Source organism: Actinokineospora spheciospongiae (genome assembly GCF_003182415.1).
Taxonomy (GTDB): domain Bacteria; phylum Actinomycetota; class Actinomycetes; order Mycobacteriales; family Pseudonocardiaceae; genus Actinokineospora; species Actinokineospora spheciospongiae.
On record NZ_QHCP01000002.1, the window covers coordinates 617,577 to 636,273 of the forward strand.

Here is an 18,697-nt window from a genome sequence, read left to right on the forward strand (position 1 = left end):
GTCAGCTCCTCAGGGCCGGGGTGTCGTGCGTGGACGCGGCCGCGATGCGCTCGGCGAGCGCGGCCGGGGTCGGTGAGGTGAACAGGTCGGCGACGGCGACCCGGTGCCCGGTGGCGGCCTCGATCCGGTCGCGCAACCGGACCAGCAGCAGGGAGTGCCCGCCACCGGCGAAGAAGTCGGCGTCGGCGCCGACGCGGGGTTTGCCCAGCGCTTCGGCGAACACCGCGCAGAGGACTTCCTCCAGCGGGGTGGCCGGTTCGCGGGTGCCGGTCGGCGGGGCCGGGTCGGGGGCGGGCAGGGCTCGCCGGTCGAGCTTGCCGTGCGCGGTCAGCGGCAGGGCCGCCAGTTCCACGAAGGCCGAGGGCACCATGTAGTCCGGCAGGGCAGCGGACAGGTGCGCGCGCAACGCGGGCAGGTCGAGGGTCGTGCGCGGGACCACGTACCCGACGATCCGCTTGCCCCCCGGGGTGTCCTCGCGGACATCGACCACGGCCTGGGCCACCGAGTCGTGCCGCGACAGCGCCGCGGCGATCTCGCCCGGCTCGATCCGGAAGCCGCGCACCTTGACCTGGTCGTCGGCCCGGCCGACGTAGTCCAGCGACCCGTCCGGCAGGTACCGCACCAGGTCGCCGGTGCGGTACATCCGCGCCCCGGCGGGCCCGTACGGGTCGGCGGTGAACCGCTCGGCGGTCAACCCGGCCCGGTCGAGGTAGCCGCGGGCGAGCCCGGCGCCCGCGACGTACAGCTCGCCGAGCACGCCGGGCGGCACCGGCCGCAGCGCGCGGTCGAGCACGTAGGCCCGGGTGTTCGCGGTGGGGCGGCCGACGACCGGGCGCGGGTTCGCGCCAATCCGCGCCGCCAGCGCGTCCACAGTGGATTCCGTTGGCCCGTAGAGGTTGTAGCCCTCGGTGCCCTCCAGCTCGCGGATGTCGCGCCACAGCGTGGACGGCACCGCCTCACCGCCGACGCCGAGCACCAGCAGCGGGCAGCGGCCGTCGCGGAACAGGCCCGCGGCGGCGAGCTGCACCGCGTGCGACGGGGTGACCTCGATGAAGTCGATCCGGTCCCGCTCGATCAACTCGACCAGCAGGTCCGGGTCGCGCTGGACGTCCTCGGTGACCACGTGCAGCGCGTGCCCGTCGAACATCCAGAGCTGCGGCTGCCAGGACGCGTCGAAGGCGAATGACCAACTGTGCGCGACCCGCAGCCGCCGACCGCCCGCGCGGTCCACGGTGGGCCGGTAGAGCGTCTCGCGGTGCGAGGCGAACAGGTTGACCACGCTGCGGTGCTCGACCACGACGCCCTTGGGCACCCCGGTCGACCCGGAGGTGTAGATCACGTACGCCGGGTGCTCGGGCCGCAGCCCGGTCTCCGGGGCGGTCGCCGGGTGCGCGCCCAGATCCGCCATCAGATCCTCAGGCCGCAGCACCAGCACCGGATCGGCGTCGGAGAGCAGGAACTCCAGTCGGTCGGCCGGGTAGGCCGGGTCGATCGGCAGGTACGCGGCGCCGGACTTGAGCACCGCCAGGATCGCCACGACGGTCTCGGCCGTGCGCGGCAGCAACAGGGCGACGACCTTCTCCGGCCCGGCCCCGCGCGCGATCAGCTCGTGCGCCAGCCGGTTCGCGGCGGCGTCCAGCTCGACGAAGGTGTAGTGGGTGTCCTCGCAGACCAGCGCGGTCGCGTCCGGGGTGGCCGCGGCCTGGTGGGCGAACAGCTCCGGCAGCGTGCCCGGCCCGGTGTAGGGCAGGGCGGTGTCGTTCCAGTCGTGCAGGACGCGGTCGCGCTCGGCCGGGGTCAGCATGTCGACCTGGCCGATGGGCCGCTTCGGGTCGGCGGCCACGGCGTCGAGGAAGCGGACGAACCGCTCGGCCACGTTGGCGGCGGTGGCCGCGTCGAACAGGTCGACCCGGTACTCCAGCACCCCGCTGAGCCCGTCGGCGCCCTCGACCTCCAGCAGGTCGAACGACAGGTCGAACTTCGCCCCGCCCGGCCCGGTGGACGCCGGTTCCACCGCCAGGTCGCCGAAGGTCAGCGCGTCGGCGGGCATCGTCTGGAAGGCCAGCATCACCTGGAACAGCGCGTGCCTGGCCAGCGACCGGGCCGGGTTGAGCACCTCGACCAGCCGCTCGAACGGGATGTCCTGGTGGGCGTAGGCGGCCAGGTCGAATTCTCGGACCCGGCCCAGCAGCTCGGTGAACGCCGGGTCGCCGGAGGTGTCGGTGCGCAGGACCAGGGTGTTGACGAAGAAGCCCACCAGGTCGTCGAGCGCGTCGTCGGTGCGGCCCGCGATCGGGGCGCCGATGGGGATGTCGGTGCCCGCGCCGAGCCGGGTCAGCAGGGCGGCCAGGCCCGCCTGCAACACCATGAACAGGCTGGTGTCGGTGGCCTTCGCCAGCTCGCGCAGCGCCCGGTGGGTCGCGGCGGGCAACTCGAACTCCACGTCACCGGCGACCCGGCCCGCCACCGCCGGGCGGGGCCGGTCGGTGGGCAGCGACAGCTCCTCGGGCAGCCCGGCAAGCGCTTGCGACCAGAACTCGACCTGCTGCGGCAGCACGTCGCCGTCGTCGGCGAGCAGTTCGCGCTGCCAGACCGCGTAGTCGGCGTACTGCACCGGCAGCTCGCGCCAGGTCGGCGCCCGGCCGTGGGCGCGGGCGGCATAGGCGGTGTTGAGGTCGTCGAGCAGCGGGAGCGCGGAGGCGCCGTCGGCGGCGATGTGGTGCACCAGCAGGAGCAGCACGTGCTCGGTGTCGGACACGGCGAACGCCGTGGCCCGGAACGGGGTCTCCTCGTCGAGCCGGAACGCGTGCGCGGCGGCGTCGGCCAGCTTCGACGGCAGCGAGCCGTCGGCGGCGGGCACCACGTCCAGGGTCGGGGTGGCGTCAAGGACGTGCTGGTGCGGGATGCCGTCGACCTCGGGGTACACCGTGCGCAGGCTCTCGTGCCGTCCGACCACATCGGACAGTGCGGCGGCGAGCGCTCGCCGGTCCAGCGGGCCGGTCAGCTTGACGGCGAACGGGATGTTGTAGGTCGGCGTCGGGCCGTCGAGCCGGTACAGGAACCACATCCGCTGCTGCGCGAACGACAGCGGCAGTGTGGCCCCGCGAGCCACCCTGACCAGCGGCACCTGCCTGCGCGCCCCGTCGAGCCGGGCGGCGAGCGCGGCCACCGTGGGTGCCTCGAACACCGCCCGCAGCGGCAGGTCCGCGCCCAGCACCGCCCGGATGCGCCCGGTCAGCCGGGGCACCAGCAGCGAGTGCCCGCCGAGGCCGAAGAAGTCGTCGTCGATGCCCACCGGCACGCCCAGCACCTCGGCGAACGCCGCGCACAGCAGTTCCTCGCGCGGGTCGCGCGGGCGTCGCCCGGCGGGCTGCGCGGCGGCGTCCGGGGCGGGCAGCGCCTTGCGGTCGAGCTTGCCGCTGGGCAGCACCGGCAACCGGTCCAGCACCACGAACGCCGACGGCACGAACGCCGACGGCAACTCCGCGGCGAGGGCTTTGCGCAGCTCAGCCGGGTCGGCGGCGCTCCCGGCGGTGGGCACGAGGTAGGCCACGAGCGACCGCTGACCCGGCCCGTCCTGCCGGACCACGACCACCGCGGCCGACACCTCCGGCCGCCGCAGCAGCGCCGCCGCGATCTCCCCCGGCTCCACCCGGAACCCGCGGATCTTCACCTGGTCGTCGGCCCGGCCGACGAACTCCAGCGCCCCTTCGGCGTTCCACCGCACCAGGTCGCCCGTGCGGTACATCCGGGTGCCGGGCTCGCCGAACGGGTCGGCGACGAACCGCTCGGCGGTCAGGTCGAACCGGTTGAGGTACCCGCGGGCGAGCCCGTCGCCCGCCAGGTACAGCTCCCCCACCACGCCGACTGGCACGGGCGAGAGCCCGGAGTCGAGCACGTGGGCGCGCGTCCCGGGGTCGGGCGGGCCGATCGGGACCGGCGCGGACATGCCGGGGCGGCACCGGCCCAGCGTGGAGTTGACGCTGACCTCGGTCGGCCCGTAGGCGTTGAACATCAACCGGTTCGGCGAGTACCGGTCCACCAGCTTCGGCGTCACCTCCTCGGTGCCCGCGAGCAGGGTGATGCCCTCGGGCAGCGCGGCCTCCTCCGGGAGCGCGGCGAGCAGCGCGGGCGGCAGGATCGCGTGCGTGACGCGCTGCTCGCGCAGGTAGTCGGTGAGCGCGGGCCCGGCGACGCGGCGCTCGGCGGGGACGACCACCAGGGTGCCGCCGGTGCACATGACCTGCACCAGGTCCCACCAGGCCACGTCGAACCCGGGCGAGGCGAACTGGGCGACCCGGCTGTCCGGGGTGACCAGCAGCTTCTCGGTGTGCGTGGCGATGAGCTTGCCGATGCCCGCGTGCGGGACCACCACGCCCTTGGGCCTGCCGGTGGAACCGGAGGTGTAGATGACGTAGGCGGGGTGTTCAGGCAGCAGGTCGGGGGCGGTGAAGCCGGGAGCGGCGGCGGTGGGGTCGACGACCGGGACGCCGGGGAGGCGGCCCGCGAGGTCGGGGGTGGCGATGGCGGCGGTGGGCCGCGCGTCGTCGACCATCAGGGCGAGTCGGTCGTCCGGGTAGTCAGGGTCCAGCGCCAGGTAGGCGCCGCCCGCCTTGAGCACGGCCAGCAGCGAGACGACCAGGTCCACCCCGCGCGGCACGGCGACGGCCACGACCTGCTCCGGTCCGACGCCGTGCCCTTGGAGCACAGCGGCGAGAGCATCGGTGCGCTCGTCCAGCTCCGCATACGTCAGACTCTCGCCTTCGCAGACGAGCGCTTCGGCGTTCGGCTTCGCCCGGGCGTTCTTGGCGAACTCGGCGGGCAGGGTCGTGCGCGGGTGGGTGCCGGTGGCGTTCCACTCCCCGGGCACCCCGGCGGTGAGGCCGAGGGTGCCCACCGACCGGTCGGGGCTCGCCACGACCTGCGCGAACAGGTGCGCCACGGCGTCGGCGAGGCGTTCGACGTGCGCGCGGTCGAACACGTCCGGGCGGAAGTCCAGGTGCAGCGCCAGTTCCCGGCCGGGCAGCGCGGTCAGGCCGAGCGGGTAGTGCGCGGCGTCGCTGTCGGAGATCGGCGACAGGGTCAGCCCGGCGACGGGTTCCCGCGCCGTCTCCTGGTCGAACGGGTAGTTCTCGAACACGACCATGGTGTCGAACAGGTCGCCGCCGCCGACGAGCCGCTGGATGTCCGACAGGCCCAGGTGCTGGTGGGCCAGCAGCGCCGCCTGCTCGTCGCGCACGCGGGTGAGCGCTTCCGCGACCGTCTCCTGTGGACGGAGGGTGATCCGGACCGGCACGGTGTTGATGAACAGCCCCACCATGTCCTCAACCCCGGGCAGCTCCGCCGGGCGCCCGGAGACGGTGGTGCCGAAGGCGACGTCGTGCCTGCCCAGGACGCGGGCCAGCAGCGTGCCCCACACCAACTGCACGACCGTCGCCACGGTGACCCCGCGCGCCCGGGCCAGCGCGTCCAGGCCGCTGCTCAACTCCGGGTCGAGGGTGCGCTCCACCCGCTCCGGGGCCAGCGGCGCCCGGGTGCCCTCGCTCGGGGCGACCATGCTCGGCTCGGCGAACCCGGCCAGCGCCCGCGTCCACGCCGACTCGGCGGCCGGGCGGTCCTGCCTGGCCAGCCAGGACAGGTAGTCCTTGTACGGCGGCGCGGGCTCGAGCGACGCCGGGTCGTCGTAGAGGGCGAACAGGTCGGCCACGAGCAGCGGCGTCGACCAGCCGTCGAGCAGCACGTGGTGGTTGGTGATCACCAGCCGGTGCCGGGTGTCGTGCTCGCGGACGAGCGCGAACCGGATCAGCGGCGGCTTGGCGGGCACGAACCGGCGTTCCCGCTCGGCCAGGGCCACGTCGTGCTCCGGCCGGTCCAGGTACTGCCAGGGCAGCTCGACGCGGCTCGGGATGAGCGCGACGGCGGTGCCGTTCTTGCGGCGGCGGAACCCCGCCCGCAGGTTCGGGTGCCGCACCAGCAGCGCCTCGGCGGCCCGGCGCAGCCGCTCGGGGTCGAGCGGGCCGTCGACGCCGAGCACGAGCTGCACCGTGTAGACGTCCGGGCCGGTGCTGTCCAGTTCGGACCGGAACAGCAGCCCCTCGGCCAGCGGCGAGAGCGGCAGGATGTCGTCGAGCCCCTTGGGCCTACTCACTGGTGCTCCATTCGGCTTCGAACTCGTCGATCTCGTCCTGGCTCAGGTCGACCAGGTCCAGGTCGGAGGGGGTGTGCCCGCCGGCCTCGGCGCGGGTGATGGCGATCAGCCCGGCGAACCACCCGTCGGCCAGCGCGGTCACCGCCGCCTCGTCCAGCACCCCGTCGGGCCAGGACCAGGTGACGGTCAGCTCGGGCCCGGTCGGCAGGTCCCGGGTGGCGGCGGTGATGTCCAAGGCGTGCGGGACCGGCATGTCCGCGTCGGCACCCAGCGGCACGGCGGTGGACTCGTCGGCCACCGACCACAGCGCGTCGCCGCCGCCGCTGAACCGGCCCAGGTAGTTGAAGCTCACCAGCGGCTTGACGTGCGCCAACTCCGCCCGGGTCGACGGGTTGAGGTGGCGGAGCAGGCCGAAGCCGATGCCGTCGCGCGGCAGGGCGCGGAGCTGCTCCTTCACCGTCTTGACCGCCTTCTCCGCGTCGGAGGCGGGGGCGAGGTGCACCGGGTAGGCGGAGGTGAACCAGCCGACGGTTGTCGACAGGTCGGCCCGCAACCCGGCCGCCTCCGCGACCTCGGTCTCCCGGCCGTGGCCCTCCAACTCCACCAGCAGCCCGTCCTTCGCCGCGAGCGCCAGCCCGGCCAGGAGCACGTCGTCGACACCGCCGTGGAAGCGGGCCGGGACCGTGCTCAGCAGCGGCTCGGTGTGCTCGGCGGGCAGCGTGCGGGTGAGCGAGCGCAGGGTGGCGGTGGTGTCGGTGGCCGGGTCGAGGGCGCGGCGCAGCGCCAGGCCGGGTTCGTGCGACCCGACCTCCCGCCACACGGCCAACTCGGCCAGCGCGGCGGGCCGGGTCGCCTGCTCACCCAGCAGCCGCGCCCACCCGCGCAGCGACGTGCCGGGGACCGTGGTCGCGGCCCCGGTCTCCCACGCCGCCCGCAGGTCGTCGGTGATCACCCGCCACGACACCCCGTCGACCACCAGGTGGTGCACCACGAGCAGCAGCAACCCCGGTTCGGCGCCCGCGTCGAACCACACCGCCCGCACCATGCGCCCGGCGTCGGGGTCGAGCCCGGCCTGCGCCTGCTCGGCCTCGGCGGCCACCTCGGCGCCGTCCAGCGGGACCCGCCGCAGGCAGGTCACCGCCGCCACCGACCCGACCGGCCCGACCTCCAGCGACCAGGTGTCCCCCCGGCGCAACCGGGCGCGCAGCGCGTCGTGCCGGTCGAGGACGGTTTGCAGCGCCTGCGCGTACCGCTGCGCACTGCCCGGCGGAACGCGCAGCACCATCGACTGGCTGAACCGCCCGATCGGCCCGCCCACCTCCCGAAGCCACGCCACGATCGGCGTCTCCGGCACCACCCCGAGCGCGGCGCCCTCCGGTTCGCTGACCCCCTCCTCGGTCCCCACCGGCACCGCGACGGCGGCGAGCGCGGCCGGGGTGTGGTGGCGGAACACGTCCTTGGCGGTCACCAGCAACCCGGCCGCCCGGGCCCGGCTGACGAGCTGGATCGACACGATGCTGTCGCCACCCAGCTCGAAGAACCCCTCCTCGGGCCCCACCCGGTCCAGGCCGAGGACGTCGGCGAACACGGCGCAGAGGACGTCCTCGGTCGCGGTCCGCGGCCGGTCCTCGCGCTGCCCGCGCTCGGGCGCCGGGAGGGCCGCCTTGTCGACCTTCCCGTTGCCGGTCAACGGGATGCCGCCGACCGGCACGAAGTGCGCGGGCACCATGTAGTCCGGCAACCGCTCGGCGAGCCGGGACCGCAACCCCTCCACCGCCCCGACGACGTAGGCGACGAGCGCGTTGTCCCGCGCCACCACCACGGCCTCGGTCACCCCGGGCAGGTCCAGCAGCGCGGCCGCGACCTCCCCCGGCTCGATCCGGTACCCCCGGATCTTCACCTGCTCATCCGCCCGGCCGACGAACTCCAACACCCCGTCCGGGCGCCGCCGCACCAGGTCACCGGTCCGGTAGAGCCTGCTGCCCGCCGCCCCGAACGGGTTCGCCACGAACCGCTCGGCGGTCCTCCCCGGCTGCCGCACGTACCCCCGCGCCACCTGCGCCCCGCCGAGGTACAACTCCCCGACCACCCCGGCGGGCACCAGCCGCAAGGCCGCGTCGAGCACGTACGCCCCGGTGTTCGCCACCGGCACACCCACGTTCGGCGTGCCGTCGACAGCCGCCCGCAAGGCGTCCACAGTGCACTCGGTCGGCCCGTACAGGTTGTACCCGCGCGTCCCGCTGCGCGCCACGGCCTCCCACAGCACCGGGTCGACCGCCTCCCCACCCAGGACGAGAACCCCCGGCCACCCACCCATCCGCCCGGCGAACGACGGCGTCACGTCCAGCACGTCGACCTGCTCCAGCCGCGCGTAGTACTCGACCGCCCGCGGATCGGCCCGGGTCGCGTCGTCGAGCACGTGCACCTCGTGCCCGGCCACCAGCCACAGCAACGCGTCCCACGCCGCGTCGAAGGAGAACGAGGCGGTCAGCGCCACCCGCGCCTTCCGCCCGAGGCGCGCCTCCTCCGGCCCGAACAGGTTCACCCGGTGCTCGGCGAACAGGTTCCCCAGCGCCCGGTGCTCGACCACCACCCCCTTGGCCCGCCCGGTGGACCCGGACGTGTAGACGACGTACGCCGCGTCCCCACCCCGAACCCCGGCCCCCCAACCACCGCTCACCCCACCGGCGGCTTCCCCTCCGCCGCTGGCAGCTCCCCGGGCACCATCGGCGACTTCCCCAGGCCAGCGACCATTTTCGCCAGCCTCGACAACGCTTTCCCCAGCCCCGATCCGAGCCGAATCCATGATCAACTCGCCAAGGGGACCCCTGATTTCAACGCTACCCGAGGGCACCGACAGTTCGAGGTCGGCGAGGTCCGCCCCTGTGGACAACCTCAGCACCGGCCGGACCTCCGCGAGGATCTGCCCGACCCGCTCCGCCGGGTGCTCCGGGTCGACCGGGACGTACACCCCGCCCGCCGCCAGCACGCCGAACAGCGCCACCACCGCGTCCGCCGAGCGCGGCAGCGACACCGCCACCGGCGCCTCGGCCACCACACCCCGCGCCCGCAGCCCGGCCGCGACCCGCGACACCCGCGCCGCCAGTTCGCCGAAGGTCACCCGCCGCTCCCCGGAGACCAGCGCGACCGCGTCCGGCGTGGCGCCGGCCTGCGCGGCCAGCAGCGGGACGACCGACTCGGGCGCCTCCAGCGCGACAGCCCCACCCGACCGCAGCGACCGCCGCTCCTCGGCCGACAGCACCGACACGGCCGACACCGGGGCGTCCACATCGGACACTAACCCGGCGAGCACCCGCACCAGCCGCTCGGCCACACCCGCGGCGGTCGCCGCGTCGAACAGGTCGGCGCTGTACTCGACGAACCCGGCCATCGCCGCGCCCGGCTCGTCGACCACGGTGAAGGTCAGGTCGAACGAGGAGACCCCGGTGTCGACGACCTCGTCGGACACCTCCAGCCCCGGCAGCTCCAGCCGCACCGGCGCGTTGTTCTGGTAGGCGAGCATCACCTGGAATAGCGGGTGCCTGGCCGCCGACCGCACCGGGTTCAGGAGCTCCACCAGCCGCTCGAACGGCAGGTCCTGGTGCTCGAAGGCGCCCAGCGCGACCTGCCGCACCCGCCCCAGCAGCTCCCGCACGGTCGGGTCGCCGGACATGTCCGTCCGCAGCACCAGCGTGTTCACGAACGACCCGACGACGTCGTCCAGCGCCGAGTCCAGCCGCCCGGCGACCGGGGTGCCCAGCGGGATGTCGGTGCCCGCGCCGAGCCGTTGCAGCACCACGGCCAACGCCGCCTGGAACACCATGAACGGGCTGACCCCGACCGCCCCCGCGACCGCGCGCACCTGCCGCGCCAGCCCGTCCGGGATCGCGAACTCCACCAGCCCGCCGCGGTAGGACGACTCGGCGGGCCGCGGCCGGTCGGTCGGCAGGACCAGCTCGTCCGGGATGCCCGCCAGCGCCGCGCGCCAGTACTGCGCCTGCCGCTCGGCCTCGGCACCGTCCAGCAGCTCCCGCTGCCACGCGGAGAAGTCCGAGTACCGCACCGGCAGCGGCGTCCACTCCGGACTGCCGCCCGCCATCCGCGCCCGGTAGGCGGTGGCGAGGTCCCTGGTCAGCGGGGTGAACGACCACCCGTCACCGGCGATGTGGTGCAGCGTGAACAGCAGCACGTGCTCGTCCGGCGCGGCCCGGAACAGGGTCACCCGCAGCGGCGTCTGCACCGCGAGCGCGAACTCGTACTGGGCTGCCGAGGTGAGGTCCACGCCGTCGACGACCACGAGCCCGGTGTCCGCCCGGTCCCGCACGACCTGCCGGGCGACCCCGTCGACCACGGGGAACACCGTCCGCAGCGCCTCGTGCCGCGCCACCACGTCGTCCACCGCCGCCGCCAGCGCCGCCACGTCCAGCGCGCCGCGCAGCCGCAGCGCCGCCGCGATGTTGTAGGTCGGGCTCGGCCCCTCCAGTTGGTGCAGGAACCACAGCCGCTGCTGCGCGAACGACAGCGGCGCCACCTCCGGCCGCTCCCGGGCGACCAGCGGCGGACGCGCCGCACCACCGTCGCGCACCGCCAGCGCCACCCCGGCGGGGGTCGGCGAGTCGAACAGCGCCCGCACCGGCAGTTCCACCGACAGCACCGACCGGATGCGGCTCACCAGCCGACTGGCCAGCAGCGAATGCCCGCCGAGCTGGAAGAAGTCGTCGTCGACACCGACCGCCGGAAGCCCGAGCACATCGGCGAACAGCTCGCACACGATCTGCTCGCGCGGGTCGCGCGGCGCCCGGTAGGCCGTCCCCGCGGCGGGCGCGGGCAGCGCCACCCGGTCCAGCTTCCCGTTGGGCGTCAGCGGCAGCTCGGCCAGCGCCACGAACGCGGCGGGCACCAGGTGCGCGGGCAGCACGTCGGACAGGTGCGCCCGCAGCTCCTCGGCCACCCCGCCCACGACGTAGGCGACCAACCGCTCGTCACGCACCACCACGGCCGCCGCCGACACCGACGGGTGCCGCAGCAGCGCGGCCTCTACCTCACCCGGTTCCACCCGGAACCCGCGGATCTTCACCTGGTCGTCGGCCCGACCCACGTAGACGAGCACCCCGTGGTCGTCGAACCGCGCCAGGTCACCCGTCCGGTACAACCGCGACCCGTTCGGGCCCGCGACGAACCGCTCCGCCGTCAACCCCGGCCGGTTGAGGTAACCGCGCGCGACACCGGGGCCGCCGACGTACAGCTCCCCCACCGCACCCGGCAGCACCGGCCGCAGGAAACCGTCCAGGATGGACAGCCGGGCGCCCGCGACGGCGGCGCCGCCGGTGCGGTCCCACCGGTAGGCGTCGACCGTGGTCTCAGTCGGGCCGTAGAGGTTGTGCGGGGTGCTGCCCGGCACGTCGAGCAGCCGCTCCCACAGGCTCGCGGGCACCGCTTCCCCGCCGACGACCAGCAGCTCCGGCCGGTGCCCGCCGTCGTCGAGCAGCCCGTGCTCCACGACGGCCGCGAGGTGCGCGGGGGTCAGGTCCAGGTAGTCGATCCGCCGGTCGGCGACGTAGGCGGCCAGCGCCTCCGCGTCGCGCAGGGTGGTGTCGTCGACCACGTCGAGGAGGTGACCGGCGACCAGCCACAGCACCGGGTCCCAGGCGGAGTCGAAGGAGAAGGAGGCGGTGTGCGCGACCCGCAGGGTGCGCCCGCCCGCCTGGCGGAAGAGGGTGTCGCGGTGGCCGGTGAACAGGGTGGCGAGGTTGCCGTGGTCGACCACGACGCCCTTGGGCAGCCCGGTCGAGCCGGAGGTGTAGATGGTGTAGGCCGCGTTCGCGGTGGTCGCCGCCACCGGCTCGACCTCGGCCTCCGGCAGGTCGTCGAGCCGGATGACGCACGGGTGGCCCATGTCCTGTGTGGACAGGACAACCCGGGGCGCGGCGTCGTCGAGCATGTGTCGAATCCGGTCGGCCGGGTACGCCAGGTCGATCGGCACGGCCACCCCGCCCGCCTTCAACGCGGCCAGCAACCCGACCACCATCTCCCCGCGCGGCAGGGCGAGCCCGACGGCCACCTCCGGCCCGACCCCGTGCGCGGCGAGCACCCGCGCCACCCGATCGGTGTGGGCGTCCAGCTCCGCGAAGGTCCGGTCCCGCGCCGCCCCGGTCAGCGCGGGGGCGTCCGGCGTGCTCCTGACCTGCTCCCGGAAGAACTCCGGCAGGGTCCGGGTCGCCTGTGGATGGATCGACGCGGTTTTGTCGGTGGTCAGGTCTAATGTCCCCACACGAACATCGGAATCCAGTTCCAGCAGGGAAAGGAGGTGATCCAACATCCGCTGAGCCGCCGCCCCGGAAACGGCAGGCCCCCGGTGGTCAATGGCGAGCGTGAGCCGATCGCCCACCGGGAGCACCGTCAACCCGAGCGGGTAGTGCGTGGCGTCGTGCCCGCGCACCCCAACGACCGCCACCCCGGGCCCGGGGTCCGGTAGGTCAGCCGGGCTGAGCGGGTAGTTCTCGAACACCACCAGGCTGTCGAACAGCCGGTCGCGCCCGGCGGCCCGCTGGATGTCGGCCAACCCCAGGTGCTGGTGGTCGAGCAGGGCGGCCTGCTCGCGCTGCACCCTGCCCAACAGCTCACCCACGGTTTCCCGCGGATCGAGGGTGACCCGGACCGGCACGGTGTTGACGAACAACCCCACCATCCGCTCGACGTCCACCAGTTCCCCGGGCCGCCCCGCCACGGCGGTCCCGAACACAACATCAGTGCGCCCCGTGCTCGCACTGAGCAACAACGCCCAAGCCCCCTGCACAACGGTGTTGACCGTGACACCCAACCGCCGCGCCCGCTCAGCGATCCCCGCGACGGCGATGTCCCGACTCAACTGCCGAGGCGCCCCCGTGGCCACCGCAGGAGGCGGGGTGTCGACACCGGCCAGCGCGCGCCGCCACGCGTGCACGGCAGCATCGGTGTCCCGAACCGCAAGCCAGGCAAGGTAATCCCGATAAGGAGGCGCAGGCTTGAGCGGCGCGTGGTCACCCCCCGTGCCGTACAACTCGAACAACTCCCGCAGCACGACCGCGAGAGACCACCCGTCCATCAGGAGGTGATGACAGGTCAGCACGAGCTGCCCGCCACGCGCATACGAAAACCGAACAAGCGGCCCGTTGACGACGTCGAACGGCTTCTCCCGCTCGGCCCGCTCATCGACCACATCGGCAACGGTGAACTCAGCCACGGCGTCCTTGGCGATCACGGCGAACGCCCGCCCATCGGGCGCGGTCCGAAACCGCGACCGCAACACAGGATTCCGCCGCACGACCGAGTTCGCGGCACGCCGGAGCACAGTCGGGTCAACGTCCCCACGCAACTCGACACTGAGCTGCACGGTGTAGGGGTCCGCCCCCACACCACCGCCGCCCAGCTCCCCACCGCCGCCACCCGTTTCCACACGGCTGAGGTCCGACCCCGCACCGCCGCCACGTGGTCCTGCACCGCTGCGGTCCGACTCCGCACCGCTGGAGCCCACGTCCGCAGCACCGCCGTGGCCGACCTCCGCGTCCCGCGTGCGAAGATCCGCAGCCGGCGGGTTATCGCTCGCCCCAAGCGGGGAGCCGTCCGCGCCCAGCGGAAGACCGCTCGCACCCTGCACGCGGTCAGCCGCCTGCGGGCGGGCATCCCCGCCGAACGCGGAGTCCTGCACGCCCGGCAGGGAACCGCCCGTGCTCGACGAGAGGCCAGTCGCGTTCGACGGGGAGGCCGCGCCCGGGGCGCCACCGCGCGCGCCCTGCCCCGCGTCCTGCGGGCGATGGTCCGCCTGCGCGCCGCGGCCCCCGTCCAGCGGGCCGTCGCCCGCATGCGGGCGACGGCCCGCTGGGCTGTGGCCCGGCTGCGGGCTGTGGCCCGGCTGCAGGCGGTCGCTGCCCCCCAGGGCGTGGTAGAGCAGGCCCTCCGCCAGTGGCGTGAGCGGGAGAATGTCGACCGCGTCGACGCCGGCGGTCAGGGCGGTGATGGCGGGCTGGTCCAGGCCGGTCAAAGCGACGTCGGCGGGGGTCAGGGTGGTTCGGGTGGTCTTCGCGTGGGCGGCGAGGCCCGCGAGTGCCCGGAACCAGGCGTGGGCCAGGTCGTTGACCGCGTGTTCGGACAGCACTCCGGTGGCCCACTCCCAGGTCACCGAGAGCCGGGGGCCGTCCGGGTGGTCGCGCACGTCCGCGGTGACCTCGATGGCGTGGGCCACCGCGAGTTCGGGGTCCACCCCGGCCCGCATGGCCCGGCCGTCGCCGGTCAGGCCCCAGTCGGTGCCGGAGGCGTCGAAGCGGCCCAGGTAGTTGAAGCCGATCATCGGGGCGGGATCGGGTTCGACGGCCCCGCCGAGGTAGCGGGCGATGCCGTACAGGGTGGACGCGTCCCGGGTGGCCGCCAGTTGTTCCTTGGCCCGGCGCAGGGCCTCGCCCGCGGCGGAGCCGCCCGCCATGGCGTCGTCCGGGTCGACCGGGCCGGGGTCGAGGCGGACCGGGTACAGGCTGGTGAACCAGCCGACGGTGCGGGAGAGGTCGCCGCCGAGGTCTCGGCCGTGGCCTTCGAGGTCGACCGTCAGGGCGGTGCCGTGGCCGCCGTGGCGGCGGCGCCAGTCGGTGGTGGCGATGACCAGGGCGGCGAGGAGGACGTCGTGGGTGGTGGCGTGGAAGGCGGTGGGGACGTCTTCGAGGAGGGGGACCGTGGCGGTGGCGTCGAGGGTGCGGCGGAGGTGGGCCGCGGTGGCGGCGGTGTCTCTGGTGGGGTCCAGCGGGCGGGACATGGGAAGGTGCTCCTGGTCGGAGGCGGGCCACGGTCGCCGGGTCGCGGCGGGGAGGTGGCTGGGGAGGCTGCGGGACCAGGCCCGCAGGGAGGTGCGGACGGCGGGCAGCGCCGGTTCGGCACCTGCCGCGGCGGCTGCGTGGGCGTCGGCGAGGTCGGTCATCAGGACTCGCCACGAGACGCCGTCCACGACCAGGTGGTGCGCGGTCCAGACCAGGCGGCCCGGTTCGTCGGCTCCCGCGTCGAGCCAGGTCAGCCAGGTCATGGCGCCCGCGTCGGGGTCGAGGCGATCGCGGTGGGCGGTGGTTTCAGCGTCCACCAGGGCGTCGACGGCGTGTGCGGGGAGGCCCGTGGTGTCGACGCGGCGCAGGATCGCCGCGGCGTCGAGGACGCCGGGGGTGGGGATGTCGAGCTGCCAGGGGGTGTCGGCCCAGCGGAGCAGGCGGGCGCGGAGGGCGTCGTGGTGGTCGAGGACGGCTTGCAGGGCGGCGGTGAGCGGGGCGAGGTCGGTGCCCGGGGGGACCTGGAGCTGGATGGTCTGGCTGAACCGGGCGATGGCGTCGCCGCGGGCGCGGAGCCATTCCATGATGGGGGTGGCGGGGACCTCGCCGGTGCCGTCGACGGCGTGCACGTCTGCTTCGGCCTCGACGGCGACCGCGGCGAGGCCCGCCGGGGTCTGCTGGTCGAACACGTCGCGCGGGGTGAACTCCAGGCCCGCCGCGCGGGCGCGGCCGACCAGGGTGATGGCCTGGATGCTGTCGCCGCCGATGGTGAAGAAGCGGTCGTCGGGGGCGACGGTCTGCCGGTTCAGGACCTCCGCCACCAGGGCGCACAGCACCCGTTCGCGGTCGGTGCGCGGCTCCCGGGCGACCGCCGTCGCGCGGGGGGCGTACTCCTCGGCGATGGTCAAGCGCTTGCGGTCGAGCTTGCCGCTCGGGCTCAGCGGCAGCGACGGCACGGGCACGCACGCCGTGGGCACCATGTACTCCGGCAGCACCGCCGCCGCCTCGGCGCGGACCGATTCCCAGTCGGCGTCGCCGACCAGGAACGCCACCAGTTGACCGGATCGCACCGCGACCGCCGCGCCCCGAACCCCGGGCCGGCCTGCCAGCACCGCCTCGATCTCGCCCAGTTCGATCCGCAGTCCGCGCAGCTTCACCTGGTCGTCGGCCCGCCCGAGGTATTCCAGCACCCCGTCGCGGGAGAACCGGGCCACGTCGCCGGTCCGGTACATCCGCGATCCGGGCTTCCCGTGCGGGTCGGCCACGAACCGCGACGCCGTCAGGTCCGGCCGCCCCAGGTACGCCCGCGCGAGCTGCACGCCCGCGATGTACAGCTCCCCGGCCACCCCGGCGGGCACCGGCCGCAGGTCCCGGTCCAGCACGTACAGCGACGTGTTCCACACCGGTCGCCCGATCGGGACCGTCGCCGTGGTCAGCCCGGGCACACTCGGCTGCGAGCTGACGTCGACCGACGCTTCCGTGGGCCCGTACAGGTTGTGCAGCTCCACCGAGGGCAGCACCGATGCGAACGCCGAAGCCAGGTCGGCGGGCAGCGCCTCACCGCTGCACAGCACCCGCCGCAGCCCCGTGCACCGCGCCGCCGTCGGGTCGGCGAGGAACGCCCGCAACATCGAGGGTACGAAGTGGACAGTCGTCACACCCTCGACCCGGATCAGCTCGGACAGGTACGACGGGTCGCGGTGCCCCTCCGGTCGCGCCACCACCAGCGTCGCGCCGACGATGAGCGGCCAGCAGAACTCCCACACCGACACGTCGAAGCTCGACGGCGTCTTCTGCAGGACCGGCTCCCCCGGCACAAGCCGGTACTCGTCCTGCATCCACAGCAACCGGTTGACGATCCCCGCGTGCGGGACCACCACCCCCTTGGGGCGCCCGGTCGACCCGGAAGTGTAGATCACGTAGGCCGGGTGTTCCGGTCGAAGCTCCACAGTAGACGCAACACCGGTCGGAAGCGGCGCATCGAGCAGGATGTGCGGGGTGCCCGGTGGCAACCGGTCGAGCATCGCCCGCGTGGTCAGGACGGTGACCGGCCGCGCGTCGCCGAGCATGTACGCGATGCGGTCGGCCGGGTAGTCCGGGTCCACCGGCAGGTACGCCCCGCCCGCGCGCAGCACCCCCCAGATGCCCACCACCAGTTCGACCGAGCGCGGGAGCAGCAGCGCCACCACGCTCTCCGGCCCCACCCCGGGCAGCGCGGCGGCCACCCGGGCGATCTCGGCGTCGAACTCGGCGTAGGTCAGCCGCCGCCCCTCGAACACCAGCGCCGGTGCCGACGGGGTCGCCGCGACCTGGGCGGCCAGCAGTTCCGGCAGGGTCGTCGCGGGCACCTCGGCGGCCGTGGCGTTCCAGTCGCGCAGGACGCGGTCGCGCTCGGGGCCGAGCAGGTCGACGTCGGCGACGCGCACGTCCGGGTCGGCCAGGACGGCGCGCAGCAGCCGGTCGGTGTGCCGCAGCAGCGCGTCGGCGGTCTCGCTGTCGAAGAGTTCGGTGCGGTAGGTGGCTTCGAGGTCGAGGGAGTCGTCGGTGAGGACGGCGGCGAAGGCCAGGTCGAACTGCGCGGTGCCGTTGTGCACCGGGATGTCGGCGGCGGTCACCCCGGGGATGTCGAGCCCGCGCAGGACCTCGGTGCGCAGGGAGAACAGCACGTCGAACAGCACCGAGGTCGACCCGCGCTCGGGTGCGAGGTCGGCGACGAGCCGGTCGAACGGCAGGGTCGCGTTCGCGTAGGCCCCGGCGCACACCTCGCGGACGTGCGCGAGGAGTTCCCGGAAGCTGCCGTGACCATCCACTGTGGAGCGCAGTACGACGGTGTTGCCGAAGTTCCCGACCACCCCGGCGACCTCGTCGCGCGAGCGGTCGACCGTCGGCGTGCCGAGCGTGATGTCGGGGTTGCCGGTGTAGCGGTGCAGGACCGCCGACACGACCGCCGACAGCACCATGAACGGGGTGACACCCTCGGCCCGCGCGAACTCCTTGACCTGTCGGGCGACGGGCACGGCCCGGTGCCGCCGCCCGCCGTCCTCGCCCACTTTCTGCGGTCGCGGCCGGTCCAGCGGCAACGCCAGGGGCTCCGGCAGCGGCGTCAGCTTCGAGCGCCAGTACTCCATTTGCGCCGAGCGGTCCTGCCCCTGCTCCCAGGCGGCGTAGTCGGCGTAGTCCACCGCAGGCGCCACCAGGTCCCGGCCGCGGTAGGCGGCGGAGATGTCGCCCAGCAGGATCTCCCAGCAACTGTCGTCCCAGGCGATGTGGTGCGCGACGAGCACGAGGACGTGCCGATCAGGCGCCGCCTTGACCACCCGCACCCGCAGCGGCGACTCCTCGGCGAGGTCGAACGGCGTCCGCCCCAGCTCCGCGACGACCTCCCGGACAGCGCGCTCGTCCCCCTCGACCAGCACCGGAACCGGGCTCACCCCGGCCAGCACGACCTGCCCCCCGGCATCCGGGTACACGGTGCTCAACACCTCGTGCCGACGACAGGCGGCGGTGACCGCGGTGAGCAGCGCGTCGGTGTCCAGCGCCCCCGACAACCGAATGGCCGCGCACAGGACATAACCGGTCGACTCCGGGTCCAGCCGCTGGAGCAGCCACATCCGCCGCTGCGCGTCGGAGAGCGGTGCCGGTGACCCGGGCGCGCGGCGGGTGATCGGCGCGACCTCGGCGGCGGCGAGTCCGGACTTGGCGAGCCGCTGCCGCAGCAGGGCACGCTTGCGAGCGCGGGCGTCGTCGGTCACCGGGGTCGACCCTC

General features: G+C 74.4%; 2 protein-coding genes. Both read right to left on the reverse strand.

Annotation, left to right across the window (positions count from 1 at the left end):
• Position 1 precedes the first annotated feature (1 nt).
• Complete coding sequence (locus DFQ13_RS06505; protein WP_110079157.1) at positions 2 to 6,148, reverse strand: non-ribosomal peptide synthetase; 6,147 nt, start codon at positions 6,146 to 6,148, stop codon at positions 2 to 4.
• Positions 6,141 to 18,683, reverse strand: a complete 12,543-nt coding sequence (locus DFQ13_RS06510; protein WP_110079158.1) for a non-ribosomal peptide synthetase — start codon at positions 18,681 to 18,683, stop codon at positions 6,141 to 6,143. The genes DFQ13_RS06505 and DFQ13_RS06510 overlap by 8 nt, the downstream gene beginning before the upstream one ends.
• Positions 18,684 to 18,697 lie beyond the last annotated feature (14 nt).